Genomic DNA, 24,316 nt, shown 5'->3' with positions numbered 1-24,316 from the left:
GTGCCTCGCTTAGCGCGGATATTGTTCTTCACTGACTTGCTCCATCCAGTCCACTACCTTGCCGTCCTGCACTTCCGCAATCGCGATGTGGCTCATCGCCGTTGTCGGTGCCGCTCCGTGCCAGTGCTTGGCGCCCGGGGCAATCCACACGGTATCGCCCGGGCGGATTTCACGAATCGGCTGCCCCCATTCCTGCACGAAGCCTGCCCCCGCAGTCACGATCAATGTCTGCCCCAGTGGATGGGTATGCCATGCCGTTCTCGCACCCGGCTCGAACGTGACGGTCGCGCCGCTGACCCGCGCCTCGTCGGTACCTTTGAACGGCGCATCCACCCGCACCGTGCCGGTAAACCAGTCAGCGGGTCCTTTGGCCGATGGTTGCGAGCCATTTGGCGTGACCGTAACACGTGGGCTTTCAGTGGCCTGCACCTCACCGGCCAGCAGCGAGAGCGTCAGCGCAGAAGCAGCAATCGGGTTCATGGCAGTTTCTCCTGATAAGTGATGCAGCCACTGTAGCGATCCGCACTCATTGAATAATCGACTAGAATCGAAAAAAACTTATGCAGGACAATCATCAATGCTTCGCGAAAACGCCACCGACCTGCTCGCCTTTCTCGCCGTTGCCCGTGAACGCAGTTTCACCAAGGCCGCGGCCAAGCTCGGCGTGTCGCAATCGGCGCTCAGCCATACCATTCGCAGCCTCGAGGCGCGTCTCGGTCTGCGCCTGCTGACCCGCACCACGCGTAGCGTTTCGCCGACCGAGGCCGGCGAACATCTGCTGCAAACCATCGGCCCGCGCTTCGAGGAAATCGAGGTGGAACTGGCCGCCCTGAACAACCTGCGCGAGACCCCGGCGGGGAAGATCCGCATCAGCGCCACCGACCACTCGCTGAACTGGATCCTGCGTCCGGCGTTGCAGGAGTTCCTGCCGCAATACCCGGACGTTGCCATAGAGGTCTGCTGCGATTACGGTTTCGTCGATATCGCCGGTCAGGGCTTCGATGCCGGTGTGCGCTTGGGCGAAGACGTCGCACAAGGCATGATCGCCACACGCATCGGTCCCGACATGCGCATGGCCGTAGTCGGCTCGCCCGCCTATTTCGCCCGACGCGCTGCGCCGCAGACCCCGCGCGACCTGACCGACCACGCCTGCAACAACCTGCGCCTGCCAACCAATGGCGGACTGTATGCGTGGGAGTTCGAAAAGGACGGCGTAAGCCTGAAGGTTCGCGTCGCCGGGCAGGTCACCCTGAATGGCGTGTACCCGTTGCTCGACGCCGCGCTGGATGGTTTCGGGCTGAGCTACATCCCGGAAAATGTCGTTGCGCCATTTCTGGCCGACGGCCGCCTGACCCAGGTGCTTGGGGACTGGTGCCCGGCATTCTCCGGTTATCACCTGTACTACCCGAGCCGACGCCAGGCAGCGCCGGCGTTTGCGCTGTTGCTGGAGGCGTTGCGCTATCGCGGTTGAATTACTTTTTATAGCAACCGGCAGCACCCCACGCTGCCTTGGCTATCTGGTTCGCCTCCAATAAAGAATTCGCCCGCACGATCGCGATTTGGCCTCTCTGGCTGCCCATGCACACGTACTCTGCGGTTTCGCCGATTACCTCGAGGGACGTCAATATCAGGCAGACGCCTGCCAAACCAAAAAATCTTTCGTGTTTCAAGTTCATGCTGTTCTGCCGTTTGGCTGGAACTGCATGATTGGCGTCAGGCACTGCTCAGCCAACTGTCAGGGTTGACAGTTTTTTAGAACAATTTGCAATAACCGGGCGGGCTTGGCGAAGTTTAAAGACCGATCAGCCCAGCAACGCGATCAACTGATGCCGCTGCGCATCGGTCAGCATCGGCCCAAAACCGGCTACGGCGTTGTCGGCCATGTAGCGGGGATTGCTGGTCCCGGGAATCACGCAGGTCACCGCCGGGTGCGCCAGCAGAAATTTCAGCGCCAGTTGCGGCCAGCTGTTGACCTGCACATCCGAGACCCACGCCGGCAGCGGCTTGCCCTTGAGCCGGGCGAGCAGATCGCCGCCGCCAAATGGCCGATTACAAATCACTGCCACCCCGCGCTCGCGGCACAGCGGCAGGATGCGTTTCTCGACAGCACGATCATCGAGGGCGTAGTTGATCTGCAGAAAGTCCAGCTTCTCGGCTTTCAGCACCGCTTCGACTTCGTCATAGGCCGACGACGTGTAATGAGTGATGCCGATGTAGCGAATCCGCCCCTGCTCCTGCCATTCGCGCAGGGTAGGCAAATGGGTTTGCCAGTCGAGCAGATTGTGGATCTGCATCAGGTCGATGCGCTCGGTTTGCAGAAGGCTGAAGGACTGCTCCATTTGCGCGATGCCTTCCTCGCGCCCGCGCGTCCACACCTTGGTGGCGAGAAAGGCCGGCGAGCGTGGTTCATGGATCGACAGCAATTCACCGGTGGTCTGCTCGGCGCGGCCGTACATGGGTGAGCTGTCGATCAGCGTGCCGCCCTTCCTGAACAGCGCTTCGAGTACCGCGGGCAATTGCCGGTAAACCGGATCGCCCGGTGCTACGTCAAAACCGCGATAGGTGCCCAAGCCGACCATGGGCAGTGCCTCGGAGCTGGAAGGGATGGCGCGGGTCTGCATGGTCTGGTCTCCTGCCGTGGGCGGCGCAGTGGCGGTCGGCGGTACGCTGCTGGCCAACGCCCGATCAATGGTGAACAGCGCCGCAGCCTCGGCAGCCAGCGTGAGCAAGCGGCGACGGGAATAACCCTCAGTGTGGCGCATGCGGCTCCTCCTGCTGCGCGGATCTGTTGCACAGTGTGTGCGCCGGCTGTCAGGCGCAGTCGCTGAACTACACTGCCACAGCCAACCTTTCTCCCCGTTAAAAGTAGCCGAATGTCCCGAACCCTGATGTCACTCGTCGTTTTCATCGTCGCCGTGTACCTGCTGCTGTGCGCCGCGCTGTTCGTGTTTCAGCGTTCGCTGATCTGGTTCCCCCAGCCTGCCGCCGTGGTTGCAGCGGATTCGCGATTGAAGCTGTCGATGCCGGACGCCGAGGTCTGGGTGACTAACCGGGAGCGCAGCGGATCGCGGGCGCTGATCTATTTCGGTGGCAATGCCGAGGACGTCTCGCGAAATCTGCCGGAGTTCGCCGAGGCGTTTCCTGACTACGCGCTGTATTTCCTGCATTACCGGGGCTTTGGTGGCAGCACCGGCTCGCCATCGGAAGCTGCGATTGCTGAAGATGCGCTGGCGCTGTTCGATCAGGTCTATGCCAGCCATCCGCAGATTGCAGTCATCGGGCGCAGTCTCGGCTCGGGCGTGGCGGTGCGCCTGGCCAGTCAGCGGCCGGTGCAGAATCTGATTCTGGTAACGCCGTTCAACAGCCTCGAGGAAATCGCCGAACGGCAATACCCGTGGGTGCCGGTGAAGTGGTTGCTCAAGGATCGGTTCGAATCGGGCAAATATGCGGCGCATATCCGTACGCCGACGCTGCTGTTGGCGGCGAGTGATGACGAAGTGATTGGACGCAGCAGCACGCAGCACCTGTTCGAGAGTTTTCCTGCGGGGGTGGCAACGCTGAAGGTGGTGCCGGACTCGGGGCATAACTCGATTTCCGAGCGGGGGGAGTATTTGCGGTGGATGGGGGATGTGTTGAATCGCTAGTGGTTGTTTGCCAGCGACATAGGGGTTAACCGGGCCGGCGTCTTCGCAGGCAAGCCCGCTCCCACATGAGATTTTTTGTGTGGCCAGGATTTGAGTACACCCGGAAGTCCTGTGGGAGTGGGCTTGCCCACGAAGGCGGTGGGTCAGGGAAATTATCTGGGGCTGACACATTGCTTTCGCGGGCAAGCCCGCTCCCACAATGAGATTTTTTGTGTGGCCAGGATGTGAGTACACCGGAAAGCCCTGTGGGAGTGGGCTTGCTCACGAAGGCGGTGGGTCAGGCACATTATTTGGGGCTGACACACTGCCTTCGCGGGCAAGCCCGCTCCCACATAAGATTTTTTGTTGCCCGGATTTGAGTGCACCCGGAAGTACTGTGGGAGTGGGCTTGCTTACGAAGGCGGTGGGTCAGGCACATTATCTGGGGCTGACACATTGCTTTCGCGGGCAAGCCCGCTCCCACATGAGATTTTTTGTGGGGCCCGGATTTGAGTAGACCCGAAGGGCCTGTGGGAGTGGGCTTGCTCACGAAGGCGGTGGGTCAGGCACATTATCTGGGGCTGGCACTCTGCTTTCGCGGGCAAGCCCGCTCCCACAATGAGATTTTTTGTGTGGCCAGGATTTGAGTAGACCCGAAGGGCCTGTGGGAGTGGGCTTGCTTACGAAGGCGGTGGGTCAGGCACATTATCTGGGGCTGACACATTGCTTTCGCGGGCAAGCCCGCTCCCACATGAGATTTTTTGTGTGGCCAGGATTTGAGTAGACCCGAAGGGCCTGTGGGAGTGGGCTTGCTCACGAAGGCGGTGGGTCAGGCACATTATCTGGGGCTGACACACTGCCTTCGCGGGCAAGCCCGCTCCCACATGAGATTTGTGGGATTGCGGGAATTTGAGTACACCCGGAGGGCCTGTGGGAGTGGGCTTGCTCACGAAGGCGGTGGGTCAGGCACATTATCTGGGGCTGACACTCTGCTTTCGCGGGCAAGCCCGCTCCCGCATGAGATTTGTGGGATTGCGGGAATTTGAGTACACCGGAAAGCCCGCTCCATGCGTTAACGCTCGCGGCTAAGGCTGAGCGCCGCTCCGGGCGTTTTCATTGCCGGAGGTGGCCGGGCGCGGCATGACGTGTTGATGGCCGGTCGGGTCGTTGAGCTGCACGGCGTTGCCCTTCTGCCACGCGTCAGCCCCTGGCGCGACAGGCGCCGGTTTGATCTCGGCGCGCGCCTTTTTCTTTTCCGCGCTATCAATGCCCAGACGCTGATCGCGCTGGCCGACCATTTGCGCATCGGCTTGACCATCAGCGGTGAAGCCCATCATCAACTGCGGCACGCCCAGTGGCAGTTGCTTGTCCTGATCGGTGTGCCAGGTGTGCCAGGTCTTGCCGTAGGTATTGGCGAGTTTTTCCATCAAGCGGGTTTCCTCTACTTGCGGGATGCCCGGCGCGACCAACTGGCCAGAAGTGACCTCGTGCGCGTGGCTGTGCCACAAGGCCTTTTCCTTTACCGGCAATTGCGTAAACAGGCGCTGACTGATGATGTATTCAACGCCCATCAATTTGGCTTCAGCGGTGTTGCCGTCGTAGATCACGCACTGGAAGACTTCCTCGTTGAGCGCCGAGCAGTAGTGGTGCGCTTCCATCTGCGCGCCGGGATGGCCGTTGTAAAAATGGAAGCCATCGAGGTACATGTTCAATGCGCGGATCGGCGGTTTGTCCTGCAACCACTGCGCGCCGACTTCGAGCATCTCTGTGTCGGAGGCTTTGGCCTGGCCCGGTGTCTGCACCGGCGAATCGGTGTTGCTCATCGCGCAACCGGTCAACGCGGCGACCATCAAACCAACGGGAACCCAACGTCCCTGCGAGGTTGTCGTACGCATGTTTCACTCCTCGAACTTTCAGTGACGGGCGCGTGCTGGCCCTGTTCTGCAACTGAAAGCGGGAGAACGGCAGAGTTCGAAAAAGCTGCGCGCGGATCAGACTGGAGAGATCGTCGCCAGCACGCCGATCAGGATGGTCAAGGTCAGGAAACCGCCGAGGAAAATCGCCATCTTGTACATGTTGCGCTCCTTGATGCTCAGTGTGCGGTGCACCGGACGCTTCGGGATGAGAGGTCGGAGGGTGATTGGCCGCACTGCCGGGGCATTCTGAGCCTGTGGCTGTACTGAATACAGAGGCAGATGAAACAGAAAAATACGGATCAGATGCGCATCTGATCCGCTTCGGGCATGAACCGGTATTCAGCCTGAAACTTGAGGATTCACTTTCGGCGCGGTTGATCTACAGTCATTGCCGACCGACAACAATAAAAACCGGAGTGACCATGCCCGACCTCGCCTTGCAGCCCAACGTCGCCGCGTCCCTTGAGCGCTGGCACGAGATGATCCGCAGTGGCAACCTCAAACACCTGCCTGAACTGCTCGATCCGCAAGCTGTATTCCGCTCGCCCATGGCCCACACGCCCTACCCCGGCGCGCCGGTGGTGGCGATGATCCTCAACACCGTGTTCGAAGTCTTCGAAGATTTCGCCTATCACCGCGAGTTGGCGACGGCGGATGGCCTGAATGTGATTCTCGAATTCAGCGCCAGGGTCGGCAGCAAGGAACTCAAGGGCATCGACATGATTCGCTTCGATGAGCACGGCAAGATCGTCGAGTTTGAAGTGATGGTACGGCCGTTAAGTGGGTTGCAGGCATTGGGCGAAGAAATGGGTCGGCGCCTGGGGGCCTACCTGGCGAACGCGAAAGCCTGACCCTACCGAATGTAGGAGCTGACGAGTGCAACGAGGCTGCGATCTTTTGATCTTGATCTTCAAACGTCAAAGTCAAAAGATCGCAGCCTCGTTGCACTCGTCAGCTCCTACAGGTCCGGCGTATAAAAAAACCCACTGACCGTCGCCGGTTCAGTGGGTTTTGTGTGTCAGGGATCTAATTACAGAGCCATGTCACGTGCAGCGTTTTCCTTCGGCGCTACGGCTTTGTCAGCCGCAGGTGCCGCCGGAGCAGCTACCTGACCGATCGCTGGAGGCGTCGGCAGTTCGAGGATTTTCGCGGTGTAAGCCCACTCTGCAGCCACTTTGGCCGGATCGCTGTTCAGCTGGGTGCCGTAGCTCGGCACGATCTGGTGCAGCTTGGTCTGCCACTCAGGGGTTGCGACCTTGTCTTTGAAGACTTTCTGCAGCACGCTCAGCATGATCGGTGCAGCGGTCGACGCGCCTGGCGATGCGCCCAGCAGGCCGGCGATGGAGCCGTCTTGCGAAGCAACGATCTCGGTGCCCAGTTTCAGCACGCCGCCAGCGGCTTCATCACGCTTGATGATTTGCACGCGCTGGCCGGCTTGCCACAGACGCCAGTCTTCGGCTTTGGCATTCGGGAAGTATTCCTTCAGCGCGTTCAGACGGTCTTCATCCGACAGCATCAACTGACCGGCAAGGTACTCGACCAGCGGGTATTCCTTGATGCCGACCTTGGTCATTGGCCAGATGTTGTGGGTGGTGGTGCTGGTCAGCAGGTCGAAGTACGAACCTTCCTTGAGGAACTTGGTGCTGAAGGTCGCGAACGGGCCAAACAGAATGACGCGCTTGCCATCCAGAACTCGGGTGTCCAGGTGCGGAACGGACATCGGTGGCGCGCCAACCGAAGCTTTACCGTAGGCCTTGGCCAGGTGCTGCTCGGCAATCGTCGGGTTCTCGGTCACCAGGAACGAGCCGCCAACCGGGAAGCCTGCGTATTCCTTGGCTTCAGGAATGCCCGACTTTTGCAGCAGGTGCAGAGCACCGCCGCCAGCGCCGATGAACACGAACTTGGCGTCGGTTTCGGTCTTGGTACCGTCTTTGAGGTTTTTGTAGCTCACACGCCAAGTGCCATCGGCGTTCTTGGTGATGTCTTCGACTTCGCTCGACAACTTCAGATCGAAGTTAGGTTTGGTCTGCAGGTGAGCGGCGAACTGGCGGGTGATTTCGCCGAAGTTCATGTCCGTACCCAGCGGGCTCCAGGTGGCCGCGATTTTCTGGTTCGGGTCACGCCCTTCCATCATCAGCGGTACCCACTTCTTGATCACAGCCGGGTCTTCGGAGTACTGCATACCGGCGAACAGCGGGCTCGCCTGCAAAGCTTCGTAGCGCTTTTTCAGGAACTTGATGTTGTCATCGCCCCACACGAAGCTCATGTGCGGTGTGGTGTTGATGAACGAGCGAGGGTTCTTCAGCACACCCTGCTGAACCTGCCACGCCCAGAACTGACGGGAAACCTGGAACGCTTCGTTGATCTCGACGGCTTTCGGGATCGTCACGTTGCCCTTGTCATCTTCCGGGGTGTAGTTCAGCTCGGCGAGGGCGGAGTGACCGGTACCGGCGTTGTTCCAGCCATTGGAGCTTTCCAGGGCGACGCCATCTAGGCGCTCGACCATTTCCATCGACCAGGTCGGTTCCAGCTCATTGATCCACACACCCAAGGTGGTGCTCATGATGCCGCCGCCGATCAGCAGGACGTCAACTTTCTTGGCTTCGGCAGCATTGGCAGACGACATCCCCATCGCCAAAGCCAGACCGAGCAAGGCTGTGTTCACTTTCTTAAACATCTGTTGCACCTATGATAAAACGCCTTCCGCCCGTCGTTGTTATCAGTCTGCGTTGCGCTTTGTTGACGCTCAGGCTGGCGTCGCGCAATCCGGCACACTTCAATATTGACGGGTGGGCACACAAGGCCGACATGTGGCATCGACCTCAGTTAATGTCCCTTCTGAACTGACTTCTTATCGTTATTGGCTTCAGCTGCTTGAGCGACAGGGATCCCGTCGACCCGCCCGAAAGGCCAGCCAACCGAATTAAGTCAAAGCAAATTTGGCGCGGAGAATATCACGTCAGGGCGAACCCGCGCGTCTGTTCCCGACTTGAAAGTCTTTTTCCGCTCAGAGATTTATCGGCCATCGGCAACCAAACATGACTGCGATCAGGCATTGGCCTGCAAAGTTTTTTGCGCGATGTGCATCGCAACTTGATAAATCAGCGCCAAGTGCTCGTTGTCTATGCAGAAAATAACCTGCTAAGTTGTACGATGACTGACGAAATAAGCCAGTCATCCCACCCAATAAAAACAAGGAAACAACATGACCAAGTCTCGCCTTCTTATCGGCTTGTTCTGCGCCTTCAGCGCCTGTGCCATGGCCGCCCCTGCTCCAGCGGAAAAGGAAGTTGCCCAAGCGGTTGATCACCTGACCCAGGCGATGCTGCACAAAGACATCGCCGAACTGAACGCTCTAACCGCGCCGAACCTGACCTACGGCCACTCCAGCGGCAAAATTCAGGACAAGCAGGAGTTCATCGCCGACATCGAAACCGGCCGCAGCGCATTCAAGACCCTCGAAATGCAGAAGCAGACCATCACGATGTCGGGTGATACCGCGCTGGTGCGCCACCACTTTTCTGCGCAGGCGTTGAAGGGGACCGAGGTGATTCCGACCGAGATCGAGAATTTTCAGATCTGGCAGAAACAGGGTGGGAAATGGTTGTTGGTGGGGCGGCAGGCGTTCAGGTTTTGATCAAGGGCACATTGGCCTGATTCAATCCTGTCAGCGCTGGCCTCTTCGCGAGCAGGCTCGCTCCCACAAAGGACTCGACACTGGCGAACCTTGTGGGAGCGAGCCCGCTCGCGAAAGCGCTGGCTCAGGCAATGGAAAACCCGCTGGTCTACCTAAACATCACAACCGAAACCGATCCACCGACCGCGCCAATTGCCCCGCCAGACTCGACAATTCATCCGTGGTCGTCGCGGTCTGCCCGATCACCCGGCTATTGCCCTCGCTCATTCCCGCAATCATTTCCACCTGATGGGCGATTTCATTGCTGGCCTGACTCTGCTCGCCAATCGTACGGGTTATGTCATTGACCAGTTGCGTGGTGTTCAGCGTGGCGTCGAGGATCTCGCGAATCGCCCGCTCGACTTCCGCCGTCACCGCCATCCCCTTGTCAACCTGCGCCACGCCCGCCTCCATGCTGCTGACCGCCTCGCGCGTGCTGTTCTGGATGCGCGCGACCATGGCTGCGATTTCCTGGGTCGAGGCGCTGGTGCGTGCAGCCAGACTGCGCACTTCATGAGCGACCACGGCAAAGCCACGGCCCTGCTCACCCGCTCGCGCTGCCTCGATCGCAGCGTTGAGTGCCAGCAGGTTGGTCTGGTCGGCGATGCTCTTGATCACTTGAATGATGTTGAAGATCGCCTCGGATTCCTGATCCAGCGTGCGGATCACCTGCGCTGACTGCTGCGCCGAACGGGCGATGTCATCCATGTCGCTGACCACTTGGTGGATCACCCCGCCACCCTCCTTGGCCAGGCTTTCAGCCTGATTGGCCATGCTCAGGGCGCGTTCGGCGTGGCGGGTGATTTCTTCGATACTGGCGGTCATCTGGCTGGCGGCAGCGGCCATGGTTCCGGCCGCGATGCTCTGCTGCTGGCTGCTGTCGGCGACCTGATGGCAGCCGTGGCTGAGCTGCTCGCTCATGCCGCTGACACCATGGGCGTTGCGCCGCACTACGTCGATCATGTTGCGCAGATCACGCTGCATGGTCGCCAACGTGCGGATCAGCACACTGGCTTCATCTTTGCCGGCGGGTTCGACAATCGGTTCGCTGAGATTGCCATGGGCAATGCTTTCGGCGATGCGGCTGGCGGACTGCAGCGGCCCGAGGATGCTGCGCATCACCCAGCGGCCCTGGATCAGCAGCAGCAACAGACTGGCGATCAGCACCACACCAAGGGCCAGATTGGCATTGCGAATGGCTGCTTCGGTGCCTTCGCTGGTCTGTCGGGTGTTGCTTTCGATCAACTCGCTGAGCGCCGCCATCTGTTCTTCGAGCTGGCTGAACGCGATGTTGAACGTGCCAAGCTGTTGCTGGGCGGCATCCGGATTGTCCAGCGCCACGCCGACGATTTGCTCGGCGGATTTGATGTAGGTGTCGAGGCTCGGCTTGATCTGCTCGAGCGCCGTGCGCAACGCCGGGTTGATCGGCAGCTTCAGGTTGTCATCCAGCACTGCACGAAAATGCCCGGCGTGCTCGGTGAGCGAATCGCGCACCTCAGCCGCACTGCCGGTGCTTTTGCCCAAACCGACCAGCATCGCCGAATAGACATCAGCGCGCAGGGCGTCATGCATCATGTCGGCTTCCATGTGATTGCGCAGCGCGCTCATGCTCACCGTGTTATCACCGACCGCCGTGGCCATCCGCAGATTGCCGACGTAACTGACCAGGCTCACGATCAGCGCCGTCAGCAGGCTGGTCGCAATCAGCAACACCAAACGCAGTTTGATCGACACCGTGGAATCTCCCGTGGGCACGCTGGATTGCGCTTGTCGGATTTCAGTTAAGCCTATGTGCAGGGAACTGCCGACACAGAGCGTATCGGCTGATGTCAGCGGCGACTTGAATCCGGCAAAACTTTTGGATCGCGCGGCCAGTCACACCTTGCAGCACCGCTGGATAACGCCTTCATCACCGGTTAACCCCGGCAGGCTATCTATCCAGCGCTTCGAACATTCATGCAGCTGAAGGAAACGCTTATGAAACGCGCACTGTGGTTTGGTCTGCTCGGCACCCTGGCAATCGGCACCGCACAGGCGGCAACGGAGAAAGTCGCGATCAACCTGGTCAGCGCCGACGGCGCGCCGCAGGCAATCGGCTCGGTCACTGTCAGCGAGACGCCGTACGGTCTGCTGTTCACCCCGGACTTGAAGTCGTTGCCGGCCGGTATTCACGGGTTCCATGTTCATGAAAACGGCAGCTGCGAAGCGGGCATGAAGGATGGAGTAAAAGGCGCGGCACTGGCCGCTGGCGGACACTTCGATCCGGCGAAAACCGGCAAGCACCTCGGCCCGTACGCCGACGGGCATCTGGGCGATCTGCCGGCGGTGTATGTGACGGCTGACGGTGTCGCCAACTATCCGGTGCTGGCGCCGCGCCTGAAGCAGCTGTCCGAGATCAAGGGGCACGCCCTGATGATTCACGCCGGCGGCGATAACCATTCCGACATGCCCAAGCCACTGGGCGGTGGCGGCGATCGCATGGCGTGCGGGGTGATCTGACCTGACTGAGCGGTGAAAACTCTGACTCAAGGGTTTTCACCGCTCACGGAACTCCGGCGCACCGTTCACCTCTGACGTTATGTAGTCCCTTCCCTTTTTGCTGAGCGCTTGTGGAGGAACACGTCATGCGCAAGTTAGTCCTGATTTCTTCTCTTATGCTTTGCCTGCCGGTCGGTTCGGCACTCGCCCGCGTCGATGCGGGTGATGTCGCCACTTCGGCCGGTGTCTCCGCGTCGCTGTACTCGACTTTCAAGGATGACAAAATGGTGATTCCGGCCCGTGACGACGTGTCTGCGTTTGTCGCCAGCGGCGGGGCCATTCGTGGGGTTTATCTTGAGTCGGTACTGCAACAGGTGCGTCAGGCCAACCCAGGCTTGAACGCCAGCGATGAAGACCTGGCCAATGCCATCCTGGTGCAATACGAAGGCGTGCATCAGTAGTCACAAGGGCAGCAGCGGCCGATGGACGGCCGCTGAGTGCGCATAGGCAAAAACGTCCGACGGCCTCTATGATGGAGGCCATGACGACGACTGTGCCATTGCGTTCACCCTGCCCGCCCGGCGCCTGCATCTGTGGGCGCGATCCTTTGCTGGAAACGCCCGGCGCGGATCTGCGCATCCTGCGCCTGACTCGCGCCGAGGAAAAAATCCTCCTGGCACGTCTGGAACAACTCAAAGACCTCGACGACCTCAAACGCCTGCAGCAGCGCATGTACGAACAGCTGGGCATCCGTGTCGACGTCGCCCCCGGTTTCAATGAAGTGCGCACCATGCGCGGCATTGCCATTCAGATCGACGAACTGCCGGGGCTGTGTCGCAAGACCCGTGCGGCGATCCCGGCGGCGATTCGCAAGGGCCTGGAAAACCACCCGCAAATCGCCTTCGAACTGCTCAACGCGCACGACTTGCTGCGCGACACCTGATCACTTTTTCATGCCGACGCGTTTGCGCATCTCGGCGGTGATGGTCTGGCGGGTTTTCTTCATGTCCGCCCAAGGCTCGTCGCCGACTTCGGTCAAACGTTCATGAACGTTGCAGATGTTCCAGTGATTACCACCCTTGATTTCAGCGACCTCCTCTCGATACAGCGGCACGGACACCGGCATGCCTTCCCGCGCCCGCGCGGCGTAGGCGCAAATAGTGGTGGCGCCGAGGCCGTTGCGCAGGTAATCGATGAAGATCCGCCCGACGCGGTTTTTCGGCCCGGACACCGCTGAAATACGATCCGGCAGCAATTTGGCCATGTGGCTGACGATGGCGTGGCTGAAGTCTTTCACTTCGTCCCAGCCGTGCTTGCGCGTCAATGGCACCACCAGGTGAATACCCTTGCCGCCGCTGGTTTTCAGAAAGGCTTTGAGGCCCAACTCATCAAGCACGGTCAAGGTCAGCGCGGTGGCTTCCACCATGCTTTTCCACGGCAGCGCCGGGTCCGGGTCGAGGTCGAGGACAAAGCGATCGGGCTTGTCCAGATCAACCTTCGTGGCATTCCAGGTGTGCAGTTCGACGGTGCTCATCTGCACCGCGCCCACCAGCGCTTCGGGATTGTTGATCATCATCACCGGCTGGCCGGTGACGTCCTTGTCCAGGGCGGTGATGCCGGGAATGGCCAAGCGGTCGGCGTTCTTCTGGAAGAACAATTCGCCGGCGATGCCGTCCGGCGCACGCACCAGTGCCACGGGCCGATCCTTGAGCTGCGGCAGGATGTATTCGGCGACGCTGACGTAGTACTGCGCCAGTTGCATTTTGGTCGTGCCGCTGACGGCGTCGATCACCCGATCGGGGTGGGTGATGCGTACCTTGCCGCCGGCCAGTACTGATTGCGACGGTGCGGTTTCGGCCTTACTGGCGGCGACTTTTTTTGCCGGTTTCTTCGCGGTGGCGGCGGGTTTTTCGCTCTTCGCGGATTTTTCGGACTTGGCAGCTTTCACAGGCTTCGCTCGCTCCTCGGTAATGTCCTTGGCCGGTTTGTCGTCGCGCAGACCATGGAACACGGCGTGGCGCACCGAGCCATCCTTGGTCATCTCGGCGAATGCCACTTCCGCCAGCAATTTTGGTTTGAGCCAATGCACGCCTTTGGCCTCGAAACCGCTGGGCGGATTGACCACCGCCGCACTGTTGGTATGCAGCGGCTTGAGCTGGGCGAGGATGCTTTTCAATGTGGTCTCGTTGAACCCGGTGCCGACCTTGCCGGCATAGCGCAGCTCGCCGCTGTCCCGATCGTGCAGGCCGAGCAGCAATGCACCGAAGGCACTGCGCGCACCTTTCGGATCGGTGTAGCCGACGATGACGAATTCCTGGCGATGCTTGCACTTGAGCTTGATCCAGTCGCCGCTGCGCCGCGATACATATGGCGAACCGAGGCGTTTGCCGATCAGGCCTTCCATCTGCATCTGGCAAGCGCTGTTGAGCAGCGCGTCCGGGGTTTCTTCGAAGGCTTCGGAGAAGCGCAGCGTTGAGGATTCTTTCTGCGCACCGAGGATGGTGCTCAGCGCAGCGCGGCGTTCTTCCACCGGCACATCGCGCAGGTCGACGCCATTCAGATACGGCACGTCGAACAGGTAATAAACAATGTTGCCGCTGCGCCCGGCATCGAAAGCATTCTGCAACGCCTGAAAATCCGGCACGCCTTGCTCGTTGGCCACGACCATTTCGCCGTCCAGCCACGCCGATTCCAGCCCCAGCGCCGCCAGCGCCTTGGCCTGCTGCGGCAGCTTGTGCGTCCAGTCATGGCCATTGCGGGTGAACAGCTGCACCTCATCGTGATCGATTCGCGCCATGATCCGGTAGCCGTCAAACTTGATCTCGTAACTCCACTGCCCTTCGGGTGCGCTGTCGACCAGCGTCGCCAGTTCCGGCTTGATCTGCGCTGGGAGCTTGGCCTTGCGCGCGCCGGTAAGCTGCCCGGACGCCTGCTTGCGCGGCTTGGCCGGGGCCTTTTTCACCGGTTTGGCTTTATCGGCAGCCGCCGCCGATTTGCCGACAATCGTGCGCTCGCTGAGCACGCTGTCGGGCTCGGCAACGAGTACGTCGAAGTCATCCTGCGGACGCGCGGCGTTGTCCTGATGCTTGATCAGAAACCATTGTTCCTTCTTGCCTGGCATGTGTGTGCGCACAAGATTCCACACGCCGCCGAGCTTCTCGCCCTGCAGCTCGAACTTGAGTCGACCTTTGGCGTAGGCCTTGTGCGGATCCTCCAGCGGAATCCACACGCCGCGATCCCAGACAATCACCTCACCGGCGCCGTAATGCCCCTCGGGAATGCTGCCTTCGAACGTCGCGTAATCGAGCGGATGATCCTCGACATGAATCGCCAGACGCTTGACCGACGGGTCCAGCGACGGCCCCTTCGGCACCGCCCAACTCTTCAGGGCGCCGTCGAGTTCGAGGCGAAAGTCGTAATGCAGGTGCGAAGCGTCGTGCTTCTGGATGCAGAACTGCAACGCATGATCCTTGGCCGATTTACGGCCCGAGCGCTTGACTGCGACCGGTTCCGACGTCGCGGAAAAATCACGCATGCGGTTGTAATCGTCGAGGTTCCTGTTCATGAGCACACCGATGGCAGACGGGTTCTGTTATGCAGAAGAGCGACACGGCGGCGGAAAAATTCAATCGAGGTAAAAAAACCCCGGACGGATGGAATGGCCGGGGCTTGTAGCGACATATCCAGTAATTGCCTGGGCTGGCTAAATAGAGTGAAGACGCTAAGGTCTTTTCAGGATCATGAAAGGGAGGCAATGGAATGCCTGCGGCTGCAAAAGCCTGTCGTTTGAGAACGGGCCGACATTCTGAAATTGGGAGAATTTATTTGCTGACCGCTGTGGTAAACCAGCGAGAGCGTATTTTTACCAATTGGCATGATGGGAGATTGGTGGTCAACGAGTTGAGACGGTGCAGTGAAGCGGGATTAGCCACCTCTCTGGCGTGGGTCGTAATGCCAGACCATCTACATTGGCTAGTTGAGCTTAATGAGGGCTCGCTCGCAGATTTGATGTGTCGCGTTAAATCCCGAAGTTGCCAGGCATATAATCGAAAACATGGTCGCCAAGGACAACTATGGCAGCGAGGGTATTACGATCGTGCCCTGAGACGAGATGAAGACCTAAGAGCCGCTGCGCTCTACGTCGTCAAGAATCCCGTGCGAGCCGGTCTGGTGAGACGCCTTGGGGACTACCCTTTGTGGGATGCCATTTGGCTCTGAAGATCAAAAGATCGCAGCCTTCGGCAGCTCCTACGGTTGCACCGTATTTCAAAGGTAGGAGCTGCCGAAGGCTGCGAGCTTGATGGATCTCGAAGACTCCTTGCCCGGTGTGCCTTGCGAGCCGGCCTGGTGGCGCTTGAGGGATTATTCTTTGTGGGGATGCCATTTGGCTCTGAAGATCAAAAGATCGCAGCCTTCGGCAGCTCCTACGGTTGCACCGTATTTCAAAGGTAGGAGCTGCCGAAGGCTGCGATCTTGATGGATCTCGAAGACTCCTTGCCCGGTGTGCCTTGCGAGCCGGCCTGGTGGCGCTTGAAGGATTATTCTTTGGGGGGACGCCATTGGGCTCTGAAGATCAAAAGATCGCAGCCTTCGGCAGCTCCTACGGTTGCACCGTATTTCAAAGGTAGGAGCTGCCGAAGGCTGCGAGATTGATGGATCTCGAAGACTCCTTGCCCGGTGTGCCTTGCGAGCCGGCCTGGTGGCGCTTGAGGGATTATTCTTTGTGGGGATGCCATTTGGCTCTGAAGATCAAAAGATCGCAGCCTTCGGCAGCTCCTACGGTTGCACCGTATTTCAAAGGTAGGAGCTGCCGAAGGCTGCGAGCTTGATGGATCTCGAAGACTCCTTGCCCGGTGTGCCTTGCGAGGCGGCCTGGTGGCGCTTGGGAGATTATTCTTTGGGGGGATGCCATTTGGCTCTGAAGATCAAAAGATCGCAGCCTGCGGCAGCTCCTACGGTTGCACCGTATTTCAAAGGTAGGAGCTGCCGAAGGCTGCGAGATTGATGGATCTCGAAGACTCCTTGCCCGGTGTGCCTTGCGAGTCGGCCTGGTGGCGCTTGAGGGATTATTCTTTGTGGGGACGCCATTGGGCTCTGAAGATCAAAAGATCGCAGCCTTCGGCAGCTCCTACGGTTGCACCGTATTTCAAAGGTAGGAGCTGCCGAAGGCTGCGATCTTTTGATGTTGATTCAGGCTTGCCCTTTGGCCTGCTGTTCCAGATGCACTTGCAGATCCGGATCGATCTGTAAGGCTGCGGCCAGTTCATCGAGATAGCTGCGCTCGGCGTTCTGTTGGTCATCTACCAGCATGACGCTGGCAAGATACATTTCAGCGGCTACGGCCGGATCGCCACCCGCGGATTCGGCCACTTCGCTGGGATCCAGTGGCTTGGCGACTTCGGCGTCGAGCCATTGTTGCAATTGCGGGTCGGCGGTGTGTTTGCCGATTTCGCTGCTGATGAGGTGTTTTTCCGCTTCATCGATGCGCCCGTCAGCCTTGGCGGCGGCGATCAGGGCGCGCAGTACCGCGTGGCTGTGAGTTTCGATTTGCGGGCCGGCGAGCAGGTCGGCGGTTTGTGGCAGTTCCTGCGGCGCCTTGCTCGCCTGGCTGCGTTGCCAGGCTTGATACGCCTGGTAGGCCATCATGCCCAGCGACGCGAGTGCGGCGTAATTGGTCCCGCCGGTACGGCTTCGGCGGCCGCCACCGAGGGCGCTACCCAACCCGCCACCGCCTAGCAAGCCACCGAGTAAACCACCCAGGCCGCCGAGGCCACCCGAAGCAGCCGCGCCGCCCGCTCCGGTCTGACTGCCGCCGCCCAACAGGCCACCGAGCAATCCGCCCAGACCGTCACCGGCCGAAGCGCCACGCTGTTGTCCCGCCGAGGCCTGGCCTCGCAGCAGTTGTTCAAGCAAATCGCTGGTGTTCATGACGTTGTCCTCCGCGGCCCCGACCTGATTGCGTCAGGCAACGATAGACCGACGCAGCCATAGCGCCAGCACCGTTGGGCTGACGCCGGCTCACCGATGAAATCACACCCGAGAAATTTTCCGCGAGCCAGCTAAGATTCATGGGTGGTGAACCTTATCCCGGCCAAACCGGTCGATAGCTGCAACCCGACCCGGTTTGCCGGCGCCCTTTCTGACGATGGGCGATACCCGGCTTGCTTCACTTTCTGGAGAACGTCCCCGTGATATCCACCGTACACATCGCCAGGCTCAAAGCATGGGGCGCCCATGGTTTTACCGCGACCGGCGTGGTCACAGCCTTTCTGGCGACCCTCGCCCTGCTGGAAAACCAGCCGATCCATTGCCTGATGTGGCTGGGCGTAGCGCTGATCGTCGACGGTCTCGATGGTGCACTGGCGCGCAAGGTCAATGTGCAATCGGTGCTGCCGAGTTTCGATGGTTCGATCCTCGATCTGGTGGTCGACTACCTGACGTATGTATTCATTCCGGCACTGTTTATCTACCGCTACATTCCCCTGCCCGATTACACCTTGCTGCTGACGGTGTCAGTGATTCTGGTGTCGTCGCTGTTCTGCTTTTGCAACGTCAACATGAAGAGCAAGGACAACTATTTTGTCGGCTTCCCGGCCGCCTGGAACGTGGTTGCGCTGTGCCTGTACATCATTGGCCCAGGACCGTGGATCACCTTTCTAACCGTGATCGGTCTGGCATTGCTGACGGTGACACGGATGAAGTTCCTGCACCCGTTCCGCGTGCGTCGTTTCATGCCAATCAATATCGCGGTGACGGCGATCTGGCTGTTGTGCAGTCTGTCGCTGGTACTCAATCACCCAGTGATCAACCCGATGGTGATGGGTTTGTGGTTGCTGATGTCGGCTTATTTCCTGGGGATCTGCATCTGGCGCACGGCGCTGGAGTGGTTTGATCGCAGCCATTTGAAATAAGCACATCCCCTGTGGGAGCGAGCCTGCTCGCGAATGCGGTGGTTCCATCAACATAAAGGTTGGCTGGCACACCGCTTTCGCGAGCAGGCTCGCTCCCACAGAGATCTTCATCGATCAGGACATCCGATGTGGACTAGCGCTTGGTAATCACCACCTCCAGATACTCACTCGGCACCACCAGCGACGCCTCCCCTGCTCGATTCGATCGGTTGAGCAACTCGGTCAGATCATCCTCCAACACCTGCCCGGCCTCTGGCGACAACACCGCAAAAGCCTTGTGTACCGGCCCGTACCAGTGGCGAAAGATGTCAATGAAATGCGCCGCCGAGCGATAGCGGAAATTGAACTGGCTGCGTGTTACCCGAACAAGAAAATCGCGATCATCGAACTGCTTGTGCAGCCACGCATCCGAGCCCCAGTTCGACGGCGGCTGAGCCACTGCTGGCGGAGGCAGATGCTGGCCGAGGATCTTGAACATCTGCCCGACAAAACCCTCCGGCGTCCAGTTCGCCATGCCGATCCGCCCGCCGCGACGACAAACCCGCCCCAGTTCACTCGCAGCGGTCACCTGATCGGGCGCGAACATTACGCCAAACGTGGACAGTACGGCGTCGTAGCTCTCGTCGGGAAACGGCAGCGCCTCGGCATCGGCTACCTGAAAAATCACCTCCAGATGCTCGGCCCGTGCGCGGTCCTGGCCACGCTCCAGGAGTGCGGCGACGTAATCGGTCGAGGTCACCACACAACCGCGCCGCGCCGCTGCCAGAGTTGCATTGCCGTTACCGGCGGCGACATCCAGCACGTCCTCATCACAGCGCAGATCGCAGGCCTCGGCGAGGCTTTCACCGACGATCTGCAAAGTCGTGCCGATCACGGCGTAGTCGCCACTGGCCCAAGCGACTTTCTGACGTTCCTTCAGGGCAGTGAGATCAATCGGGGTACTCATGACAGCGAGCTCCGTGGCAGAGAGAATGCACAGGCTGCGACGCGGACCGTGCTTGCTCACTATCGCGCCGAGGCTGCCCGGCGTCCCTGTCAATCGTCCGGCAACCCCGTAAACCGGGCACTTTGCCGATGAGCGGCGGAAATCTGTCAAGGTGCTGAAACAGGTTGATCCGCGCAACGAGCTTCAGACGCATGCCGACGCAGCTAATCAGGAAAAAGCCAAATGGCTCATGGTCCGCGACCTATGAGCCATTGCGTTGTTTTGATCAGGCGGCCGGTGCCTTGGCCTCCTCCAGCAACTGCTTGATCATCTGCTCCTGCTCTGCATAGCGACCTTCGCCGAAGTGGCTGTAACGCACCTGGCCCTTGGCGTCGATCAGGTAATGCGCCGGCCAGTATTGATTGTCGAAGTTGCGCCAGATCGCATAGTCGTTGTCGATCGCTACCGGGTAGGTAATGCCGAGCTTTTTCACCTGATCCTTGACGTTGTCGATGATGCGCTCGTAGCCGTATTCAGGCGTATGCACGCCGATCACCACCAGGCCGTCCTTCTCGTATTTCTTCGCCCAGACTTTGACGTACGGCAAAGTGTGCTGGCAGTTGATGCAGTCGTAGGTCCAGAAGTCCACCAGCACCACTTTGCCGCGCAGGGATTGGGCACTGAGCTCTGGTGAATTGAGCCACTGCACGGCGCCCGACAGCGACGGCATCGCGCCCTGGGCTTCGTCCATCATCGAATCGGCGCGGACCTTGCTGACGAAGTAGTCGACCACTTTCGGCACGTTTTCCAGAACGTTTTTCTCGACGCTGGCCACGCCTTCCGAAGAGGTGCTGGCGAGCAGGGTTTTGTCGGCGCCCGTCGCAATCACCGCGACCGTAGCAAGCACTGCAACGCCGGCACCGCGACGCAACCAGCCACTGAACGGGATCGACGGTTTCAGACGATTGACCAACCCGCGCCCGGCGAAGATCAACGTGCCGAGCGACAAGGCACTGCCGACGCCGTAAGCCAGCAGCAACAGGCTGGTCTGGGCATTGGCGCCTTGCAACATCGCGCCGGTGAGAATCACTCCAAGGATCGGCCCGGCACAAGGCGCCCACAACAGGCCGGTGGCGACACCGAGCATGATCGAGCCCATCGGCCCCGCACGTTTACGGGTGTCCTGATCGAGGCGATTGCCCAGCGCGACAAAGGGCCGGGTCAGCCAGTCACCAACGCGGGCAGAGATCAGCGACAGGGCGAACAGCGCCATGACGAACAGGGCAACGTGGCGGCCGGTGTTGCTGGCCTGAATCACCCACTCGCTGCTGACCACGGCGAGGCTGGAGATCAGCGCAAAGGTCAACGCCATGCCGCCGAGAGTCAGCAAAATCGAGGAACGTGTACGGTTGGCGCCAGCGAACAGAAACGGTACCACCGGCAGGATGCACGGACTGAGGACGGTCAGCAGACCGCCGAGAAATGCGATGAGGTACATAGGGGTCACCTTGAAAGGGGGGCTGGGCACGCAACCGGGCAGCGAGGGAAACGCCCCCTCGCTAGCCTGCTTTGTCTAAGCCGTGCCTCATGCGGTCTGGCCGTCGAGCAGCTGCCCTTGCGGTGTGCGGCTGGCACCGTTCTCCGCAACCAGTTGGCCCTGCGGTGTACGGCTGGAACCATCAGCGGCAACCATCTGGCCTTGCGGAGTGCGGCTGGAGCCGTCAGCGGCAAGCGTCTGCCCTTGCGGTGTGCGGCTGGAGCCGTCAGCGGCAAGCGTCTGTCCCTGCGGTGTGCGGCTCGAGCCGTCAGCGGCGATCAACGCATCGCTGCCCTCCTTCGCCACGGTGGTCAGCTGGAAGCAGGTGCTGCTGGCGCAACTGCTTTGTTCTACAGCACTGTTGGCGTGGGCGGCGGCACCGGTGAAGGCGAAGGCTGCTGCGGTCAGAAAGCGCGAGACGTTGTTCATGGCAAAACTCCTTGCAGAAAAAGTGGGGGTGACTCAGTTCTGGTTGTTGCAGCCGTCAGCGAATTTGCTGTAATCCAGCTCGCGGGTTTTGCCGGCGGAATCGAGGTAGGTCATGCGCGCCTCGGTGATGCCGCAGGTCACCGAAGTGTCCTCAGTCATCGACAGCACTTTCTGGATATCCAGATGGGTGCCGTAGGTGTAGGTTTGCCGGCTGACGTCAGCTTCGGCGTGGGCCGACAGGGTGCAGATGTTCAGAGCGGCGAACAGGCAGGCGGCGATTACGGATTTGTTGTTCATGGTGTAGTCCTCAAGGCTTCAGTGGGTTTGAGCCGAGGCGCTCTGTGTGTGCCTCGATGGAGCCTATTTGAGGCCTTCGAGGTATCGCGTCTGTGTCAGGAAAGGACGAGAATCACTCGTTGTGTATCCACGCCGTGTGTAGATACACAGCGATACAAAACCCGTAGAAAATCGCGTTTTTGCGTCGGCGTGTATCCGCCGTCGCGGCAGATACACTGCAATACAAAGGCAGGCAGGCGTGCGGTCAACGGCGCTATAGACTGCACGGCATTCCCCTTTAAAGAGGCTTGAACCGATGGAACATGTCGATCACATTCTCATCGTCGACGACGACCGCGAGATCCGTGAACTGGTAGGCAATTACCTGAAGAAAAACGGTCTGCGCACGACAGTCGTCGCCGATGGCCGGCAGATGCGCAGTTTTCTCGATGCCAATACTGTCGATCTGATCGTGCTCGACATCATGATGCCCGGCGACGATGGCCTGCAGTTGTGCCGCGAATTGCGAGTCGGCAAACACAAGGCGACGCCGGTGCTGATGCTCACCGCGCGCAACGATGAGACCGATCGCATCATCGGCCTGGAAATGGGCGCCGACGATTACCTGACCAAACCCTTCGCCGCCCGTGAACTGCTGGCGCGGATCAACGCCGTGTTGCGCCGCACACGCATGTTGCCGCCGAATCTGGTGGTCACCGAAGCCGGACGCCTGCTGGCGTTCGGTCGTTGGCAGCTGGACACCTCGGCGCGGCACCTGCTCGACAGCGACGGCACCATGGTTGCTCTCAGCGGCGCCGAATACCGCTTGTTGCGGGTTTTTCTCGACCACCCGCAACGAGTGCTCAGCCGCGATCAACTGCTCAACCTGACCCAGGGCCGCGAGGCCGATCTGTTCGATCGCTCCATCGATCTGCTGGTCAGCCGCTTGCGCCAACGTCTGCTCGACGATGCCCGCGAGCCGGCCTATATCAAGACCGTGCGCAGTGAAGGTTATGTGTTTTCGCTGCCGGTCGAACTGCTCGGGGCGTCGGCATGAAACTCAAGCTGCAATGGCCGCGTACCCTCGCCTCGCGCCTGTCGCTGATCTTTCTGATCGGGCTGATTCTGGCGCAGGGTCTGTCGTTCGGCGCGCAGTATTACGAGCGTTACCAGAGCGCGAAAAGCACCATGCTCGGCAACCTCGAAACCGACGTCTCGACTTCGATGGCGATCCTCGATCGCCTGCCGGCCGCCGAACGCGAGGCCTGGCTCCCACGCCTGGCCCGGCGCAACTACGGCTATCTGCTCAACGAGGGCGAACCGGGCATGCCGGTGACCTCGGCTGAAGAGTCCGTGGCCATTGCCTCGATCACCGCGGCCATCGGCGACACTTATCCCATCGTGTTTACCGAGGTTCCCGGTGGGCCGAGACGACATTTCCAGGGCCACCTGCGCCTGAGCGACGGCAGCCCGGTGACCATCGATATCCGCCCGGCGATGGTGCCGTTGTCGCCGTGGTTGCCAGTGGTGTTGCTCGGCCAATTGGCGCTGCTGATTCTCTGCACCTGGCTGGCCGTGCGCATTGCCATCCGTCCCCTCACCCGCCTCGCCAATGCCGTGGAGACTCTCGACCCCAACGCCCACCCGATCAAACTCGACGAGCAAGGGCCGACCGAAGTGGTCCACGCGGCGCGGGCTTTCAACGCCATGCAGACGCGCATCGCCGTTTACCTGAAAGAGCGCATGCAACTGCTGGCGGCGATTTCCCATGACCTGCAAACGCCGATCACCCGGATGAAGTTGCGCGCGGAATTCATGGACGACTCGGTCGAGAAAGACAAACTGAGCAGCGACCTCGGTGAGATCGAACATCTGGTGCGCGAAGGCGTGGCCTACGCCCGCAGCATTCATGGCGCCACCGAAGAAAGCCGCCGTACCGATCTCGACTCGTTCCTCGACAGCCTGGTCTTCGACTATCAGGACATGGGCAAGGACGTGCAGCTCGGCGGCAAAAGCAAAGCGGTGATCGAAACCCGCCCGCAAGCGCTGCGCCGGGTCCTGGTGAACCTGACCGACAACGCCCTCAAATTCGCCGGCGCCGCGCAATTGCAGGTCGAAGCGCAGGGCAACAGCCTGTCGGTGAAAGTCCTTGATCGCGGCCCGGGCATCGCCGAGGCCGAACTGGCGCAGGTTCTGGAACCGTTCTACCGCGTAGAAAACTCGCGCAATCGCGACACCGGCGGCACCGGGCTCGGTCTGGCGATCGCCCAACAGTTAGCGATGGCGCTGGGTGGTTCGCTGATGTTGAGCAACCGTGAAGGCGGTGGGTTGTGCGCTGAATTGAAGTTGCCGCTGCACGGCTGACAGCCACTGTTTAAATTTCCCTCCTGCCCCCCTGCTGTTTCCATCCGAACAGCAGGCATCTGCCTACAACCTCACCGGAATCTCCCGACTGTTGCGCCCAGGCGAAGACCCCTATGGTTATGCATCTGCTGACGCCTCGCTACTGTCAGACCTGACAGTAGCGAGGCGTCAGTCTTGTGTC

At 60.1% G+C, this 24,316-nt stretch carries 22 protein-coding genes and 1 pseudogene; 11 read left to right on the top strand and 12 right to left on the bottom strand.

Going from position 1 to position 24,316, the window contains the following annotated elements:
- Positions 1–9: 9 nt before the first annotated feature.
- Positions 10–480: a (R)-mandelonitrile lyase gene (locus AB4N53_RS03825; RefSeq protein WP_460118301.1), complete on the bottom strand. Its 471-nt coding sequence runs from the start codon at positions 478–480 to the stop codon at positions 10–12.
- A gap of 97 nt (positions 481–577) precedes the next feature.
- Between AB4N53_RS03825 and AB4N53_RS03820 the strand changes: the two genes are divergently transcribed.
- A complete protein-coding gene (locus tag AB4N53_RS03820) occupies positions 578–1,471 on the top strand; it encodes a LysR family transcriptional regulator (protein WP_460118299.1) in 894 nt (297 codons plus the stop codon).
- Between the two features lie 331 nt (positions 1,472–1,802).
- On the opposite strand, the gene AB4N53_RS03815 is transcribed toward AB4N53_RS03820, so the two are convergent.
- Complete coding sequence (locus AB4N53_RS03815; protein ID WP_460118297.1) at positions 1,803–2,762, bottom strand: aldo/keto reductase; 960 nt, start codon at positions 2,760–2,762, stop codon at positions 1,803–1,805.
- Between the two features lie 111 nt (positions 2,763–2,873).
- Between AB4N53_RS03815 and AB4N53_RS03810 the strand changes: the two genes are divergently transcribed.
- Complete coding sequence (locus AB4N53_RS03810; RefSeq protein ID WP_460118295.1) at positions 2,874–3,644, top strand: alpha/beta hydrolase; 771 nt, start codon at positions 2,874–2,876, stop codon at positions 3,642–3,644.
- A 1,064-nt stretch (positions 3,645–4,708) separates the two neighbouring features.
- Here AB4N53_RS03810 and AB4N53_RS03805 read toward each other — a convergent pair.
- On the bottom strand, positions 4,709–5,518 hold the full coding sequence (locus tag AB4N53_RS03805; RefSeq protein WP_460118293.1) for an OBAP family protein: 810 nt from the start codon (positions 5,516–5,518) through the stop codon (positions 4,709–4,711).
- 443 nt (positions 5,519–5,961) lie between these two features.
- On the opposite strand from AB4N53_RS03805, the gene AB4N53_RS03800 reads away from it, so the two are divergent.
- Positions 5,962–6,390 carry a nuclear transport factor 2 family protein gene (locus AB4N53_RS03800; RefSeq protein WP_460118291.1) on the top strand — a complete coding sequence of 143 codons (429 nt, stop codon included), beginning with the start codon at positions 5,962–5,964 and terminating at the stop codon, positions 6,388–6,390.
- A gap of 179 nt (positions 6,391–6,569) precedes the next feature.
- On the opposite strand, the gene mqo is transcribed toward AB4N53_RS03800, so the two are convergent.
- Entirely contained in the window at positions 6,570–8,216 is a 1,647-nt protein-coding gene (gene mqo / locus AB4N53_RS03795) for a malate dehydrogenase (quinone) (protein WP_041480875.1), read from the bottom strand.
- Between the two features lie 528 nt (positions 8,217–8,744).
- Between mqo and AB4N53_RS03790 the strand changes: the two genes are divergently transcribed.
- Positions 8,745–9,176: a nuclear transport factor 2 family protein gene (locus AB4N53_RS03790; protein WP_252884405.1), complete on the top strand. Its 432-nt coding sequence runs from the start codon at positions 8,745–8,747 to the stop codon at positions 9,174–9,176.
- A 159-nt stretch (positions 9,177–9,335) separates the two neighbouring features.
- Here AB4N53_RS03790 and AB4N53_RS03785 read toward each other — a convergent pair whose 3' ends face one another.
- Both AB4N53_RS03785 and AB4N53_RS03780 read right to left on the bottom strand, forming a co-directional pair.
- A complete protein-coding gene (locus AB4N53_RS03785; protein ID WP_460145130.1) occupies positions 9,336–10,040 on the bottom strand; it encodes a methyl-accepting chemotaxis protein in 705 nt (234 codons plus the stop codon).
- Between the two features lie 201 nt (positions 10,041–10,241).
- A pseudogene (locus AB4N53_RS03780) lies at positions 10,242–10,334 on the bottom strand (hypothetical protein); the annotation flags it as partial.
- A gap of 858 nt (positions 10,335–11,192) precedes the next feature.
- Here AB4N53_RS03780 and sodC point away from each other — a divergent pair.
- The 3 genes from sodC (at position 11,193) to AB4N53_RS03765 (ending at position 12,636) form a co-directional block, all read left to right on the top strand.
- The gene (gene sodC, locus AB4N53_RS03775; RefSeq protein ID WP_460118288.1) at positions 11,193–11,714 is read left to right on the top strand and encodes a superoxide dismutase [Cu-Zn] SodC; all 522 of its coding nucleotides are present in this window, start codon (positions 11,193–11,195) and stop codon (positions 11,712–11,714) included.
- A 125-nt stretch (positions 11,715–11,839) separates the two neighbouring features.
- Entirely contained in the window at positions 11,840–12,154 is a 315-nt protein-coding gene (locus AB4N53_RS03770) for a DUF2388 domain-containing protein (protein WP_039762352.1), read from the top strand.
- Between the two features lie 80 nt (positions 12,155–12,234).
- Positions 12,235–12,636: a hypothetical protein gene (locus AB4N53_RS03765; RefSeq protein WP_038861845.1), complete on the top strand. Its 402-nt coding sequence runs from the start codon at positions 12,235–12,237 to the stop codon at positions 12,634–12,636.
- Here the strand turns inward: AB4N53_RS03765 and ligD are convergent, their stop codons facing one another.
- On the bottom strand, positions 12,637–15,258 hold the full coding sequence (gene ligD, locus AB4N53_RS03760; protein ID WP_460118285.1) for a DNA ligase D: 2,622 nt from the start codon (positions 15,256–15,258) through the stop codon (positions 12,637–12,639).
- A 194-nt stretch (positions 15,259–15,452) separates the two neighbouring features.
- Between ligD and AB4N53_RS03755 the strand changes: the two genes are divergently transcribed.
- The gene (locus AB4N53_RS03755; protein WP_460118283.1) at positions 15,453–15,911 is read left to right on the top strand and encodes an REP-associated tyrosine transposase; all 459 of its coding nucleotides are present in this window, start codon (positions 15,453–15,455) and stop codon (positions 15,909–15,911) included.
- 972 nt (positions 15,912–16,883) lie between these two features.
- Here AB4N53_RS03755 and AB4N53_RS03750 read toward each other — a convergent pair.
- Entirely contained in the window at positions 16,884–17,621 is a 738-nt protein-coding gene (locus AB4N53_RS03750; protein ID WP_460118281.1) for a tellurite resistance TerB family protein, read from the bottom strand.
- 260 nt (positions 17,622–17,881) lie between these two features.
- On the opposite strand from AB4N53_RS03750, the gene pcsA reads away from it, so the two are divergent.
- Positions 17,882–18,604: a phosphatidylcholine synthase gene (gene pcsA / locus AB4N53_RS03745; RefSeq protein WP_460118279.1), complete on the top strand. Its 723-nt coding sequence runs from the start codon at positions 17,882–17,884 to the stop codon at positions 18,602–18,604.
- A gap of 133 nt (positions 18,605–18,737) precedes the next feature.
- On the opposite strand, the gene AB4N53_RS03740 is transcribed toward pcsA, so the two are convergent.
- The 4 genes from AB4N53_RS03740 to AB4N53_RS03725 form a co-directional block, all read right to left on the bottom strand.
- Complete coding sequence (locus tag AB4N53_RS03740) at positions 18,738–19,550, bottom strand: class I SAM-dependent methyltransferase (protein ID WP_460118277.1); 813 nt, start codon at positions 19,548–19,550, stop codon at positions 18,738–18,740.
- Between the two features lie 265 nt (positions 19,551–19,815).
- Positions 19,816–21,027, bottom strand: a complete 1,212-nt coding sequence (locus tag AB4N53_RS03735) for a cytochrome c biogenesis protein DipZ (protein ID WP_460118275.1) — start codon at positions 21,025–21,027, stop codon at positions 19,816–19,818.
- Positions 21,028–21,114: 87 nt separating this feature from the next.
- Entirely contained in the window at positions 21,115–21,495 is a 381-nt protein-coding gene (locus AB4N53_RS03730; protein ID WP_460118273.1) for a hypothetical protein, read from the bottom strand.
- Between the two features lie 33 nt (positions 21,496–21,528).
- Positions 21,529–21,792 carry a DUF2790 domain-containing protein gene (locus AB4N53_RS03725; protein WP_460118271.1) on the bottom strand — a complete coding sequence of 88 codons (264 nt, stop codon included), beginning with the start codon at positions 21,790–21,792 and terminating at the stop codon, positions 21,529–21,531.
- A 295-nt stretch (positions 21,793–22,087) separates the two neighbouring features.
- Here AB4N53_RS03725 and AB4N53_RS03720 point away from each other — a divergent pair, with 295 nt between their 5' ends.
- Together AB4N53_RS03720 and AB4N53_RS03715 are read left to right on the top strand one after the other, a co-directional pair.
- Positions 22,088–22,828: a response regulator gene (locus tag AB4N53_RS03720; protein WP_039762337.1), complete on the top strand. Its 741-nt coding sequence runs from the start codon at positions 22,088–22,090 to the stop codon at positions 22,826–22,828.
- Positions 22,825–24,135 carry an ATP-binding protein gene (locus AB4N53_RS03715; protein WP_460118269.1) on the top strand — a complete coding sequence of 437 codons (1,311 nt, stop codon included), beginning with the start codon at positions 22,825–22,827 and terminating at the stop codon, positions 24,133–24,135. Before AB4N53_RS03720 ends, AB4N53_RS03715 begins: the two co-directional genes overlap by 4 nt.
- Positions 24,136–24,316 lie beyond the last annotated feature (181 nt).

The organism is Pseudomonas sp. H3_E04, assembly GCF_054668915.1.
The sequence above is the reverse complement of the archived record's forward strand: the minus strand, read 5'-3'. Positions and strand labels throughout refer to the sequence as shown.

What these genes read in the sequence shown, in the direction of transcription:
- AB4N53_RS03825 (WP_460118301.1), bottom strand. Translation starts at nt 480, where the DNA reads ATGAACCCGATTGCTGCTTCTGCGCTGACGCTCTCGCTGCTGGCCGGT.
- AB4N53_RS03820 (WP_460118299.1), top strand. Translation starts at nt 578, where the DNA reads ATGCTTCGCGAAAACGCCACCGACCTGCTCGCCTTTCTCGCCGTTGCC.
- AB4N53_RS03815 (WP_460118297.1), bottom strand. Translation starts at nt 2,762, where the DNA reads ATGCGCCACACTGAGGGTTATTCCCGTCGCCGCTTGCTCACGCTGGCT.
- AB4N53_RS03810 (WP_460118295.1), top strand. Translation starts at nt 2,874, where the DNA reads ATGTCCCGAACCCTGATGTCACTCGTCGTTTTCATCGTCGCCGTGTAC.
- AB4N53_RS03805 (WP_460118293.1), bottom strand. Translation starts at nt 5,518, where the DNA reads ATGCGTACGACAACCTCGCAGGGACGTTGGGTTCCCGTTGGTTTGATG.
- AB4N53_RS03800 (WP_460118291.1), top strand. Translation starts at nt 5,962, where the DNA reads ATGCCCGACCTCGCCTTGCAGCCCAACGTCGCCGCGTCCCTTGAGCGC.
- mqo (WP_041480875.1), bottom strand. Translation starts at nt 8,216, where the DNA reads ATGTTTAAGAAAGTGAACACAGCCTTGCTCGGTCTGGCTTTGGCGATG.
- AB4N53_RS03790 (WP_252884405.1), top strand. Translation starts at nt 8,745, where the DNA reads ATGACCAAGTCTCGCCTTCTTATCGGCTTGTTCTGCGCCTTCAGCGCC.
- AB4N53_RS03785 (WP_460145130.1), bottom strand. Translation starts at nt 10,040, where the DNA reads ATGACCGCCAGTATCGAAGAAATCACCCGCCACGCCGAACGCGCCCTG.
- sodC (WP_460118288.1), top strand. Translation starts at nt 11,193, where the DNA reads ATGAAACGCGCACTGTGGTTTGGTCTGCTCGGCACCCTGGCAATCGGC.
- AB4N53_RS03770 (WP_039762352.1), top strand. Translation starts at nt 11,840, where the DNA reads ATGCGCAAGTTAGTCCTGATTTCTTCTCTTATGCTTTGCCTGCCGGTC.
- AB4N53_RS03765 (WP_038861845.1), top strand. Translation starts at nt 12,235, where the DNA reads ATGACGACGACTGTGCCATTGCGTTCACCCTGCCCGCCCGGCGCCTGC.
- ligD (WP_460118285.1), bottom strand. Translation starts at nt 15,258, where the DNA reads ATGAACAGGAACCTCGACGATTACAACCGCATGCGTGATTTTTCCGCG.
- AB4N53_RS03755 (WP_460118283.1), top strand. Translation starts at nt 15,453, where the DNA reads ATGCCTGCGGCTGCAAAAGCCTGTCGTTTGAGAACGGGCCGACATTCT.
- AB4N53_RS03750 (WP_460118281.1), bottom strand. Translation starts at nt 17,621, where the DNA reads ATGAACACCAGCGATTTGCTTGAACAACTGCTGCGAGGCCAGGCCTCG.
- AB4N53_RS03740 (WP_460118277.1), bottom strand. Translation starts at nt 19,550, where the DNA reads ATGAGTACCCCGATTGATCTCACTGCCCTGAAGGAACGTCAGAAAGTC.
- AB4N53_RS03735 (WP_460118275.1), bottom strand. Translation starts at nt 21,027, where the DNA reads ATGTACCTCATCGCATTTCTCGGCGGTCTGCTGACCGTCCTCAGTCCG.
- AB4N53_RS03730 (WP_460118273.1), bottom strand. Translation starts at nt 21,495, where the DNA reads ATGAACAACGTCTCGCGCTTTCTGACCGCAGCAGCCTTCGCCTTCACC.
- AB4N53_RS03725 (WP_460118271.1), bottom strand. Translation starts at nt 21,792, where the DNA reads ATGAACAACAAATCCGTAATCGCCGCCTGCCTGTTCGCCGCTCTGAAC.
- AB4N53_RS03720 (WP_039762337.1), top strand. Translation starts at nt 22,088, where the DNA reads ATGGAACATGTCGATCACATTCTCATCGTCGACGACGACCGCGAGATC.
- AB4N53_RS03715 (WP_460118269.1), top strand. Translation starts at nt 22,825, where the DNA reads ATGAAACTCAAGCTGCAATGGCCGCGTACCCTCGCCTCGCGCCTGTCG.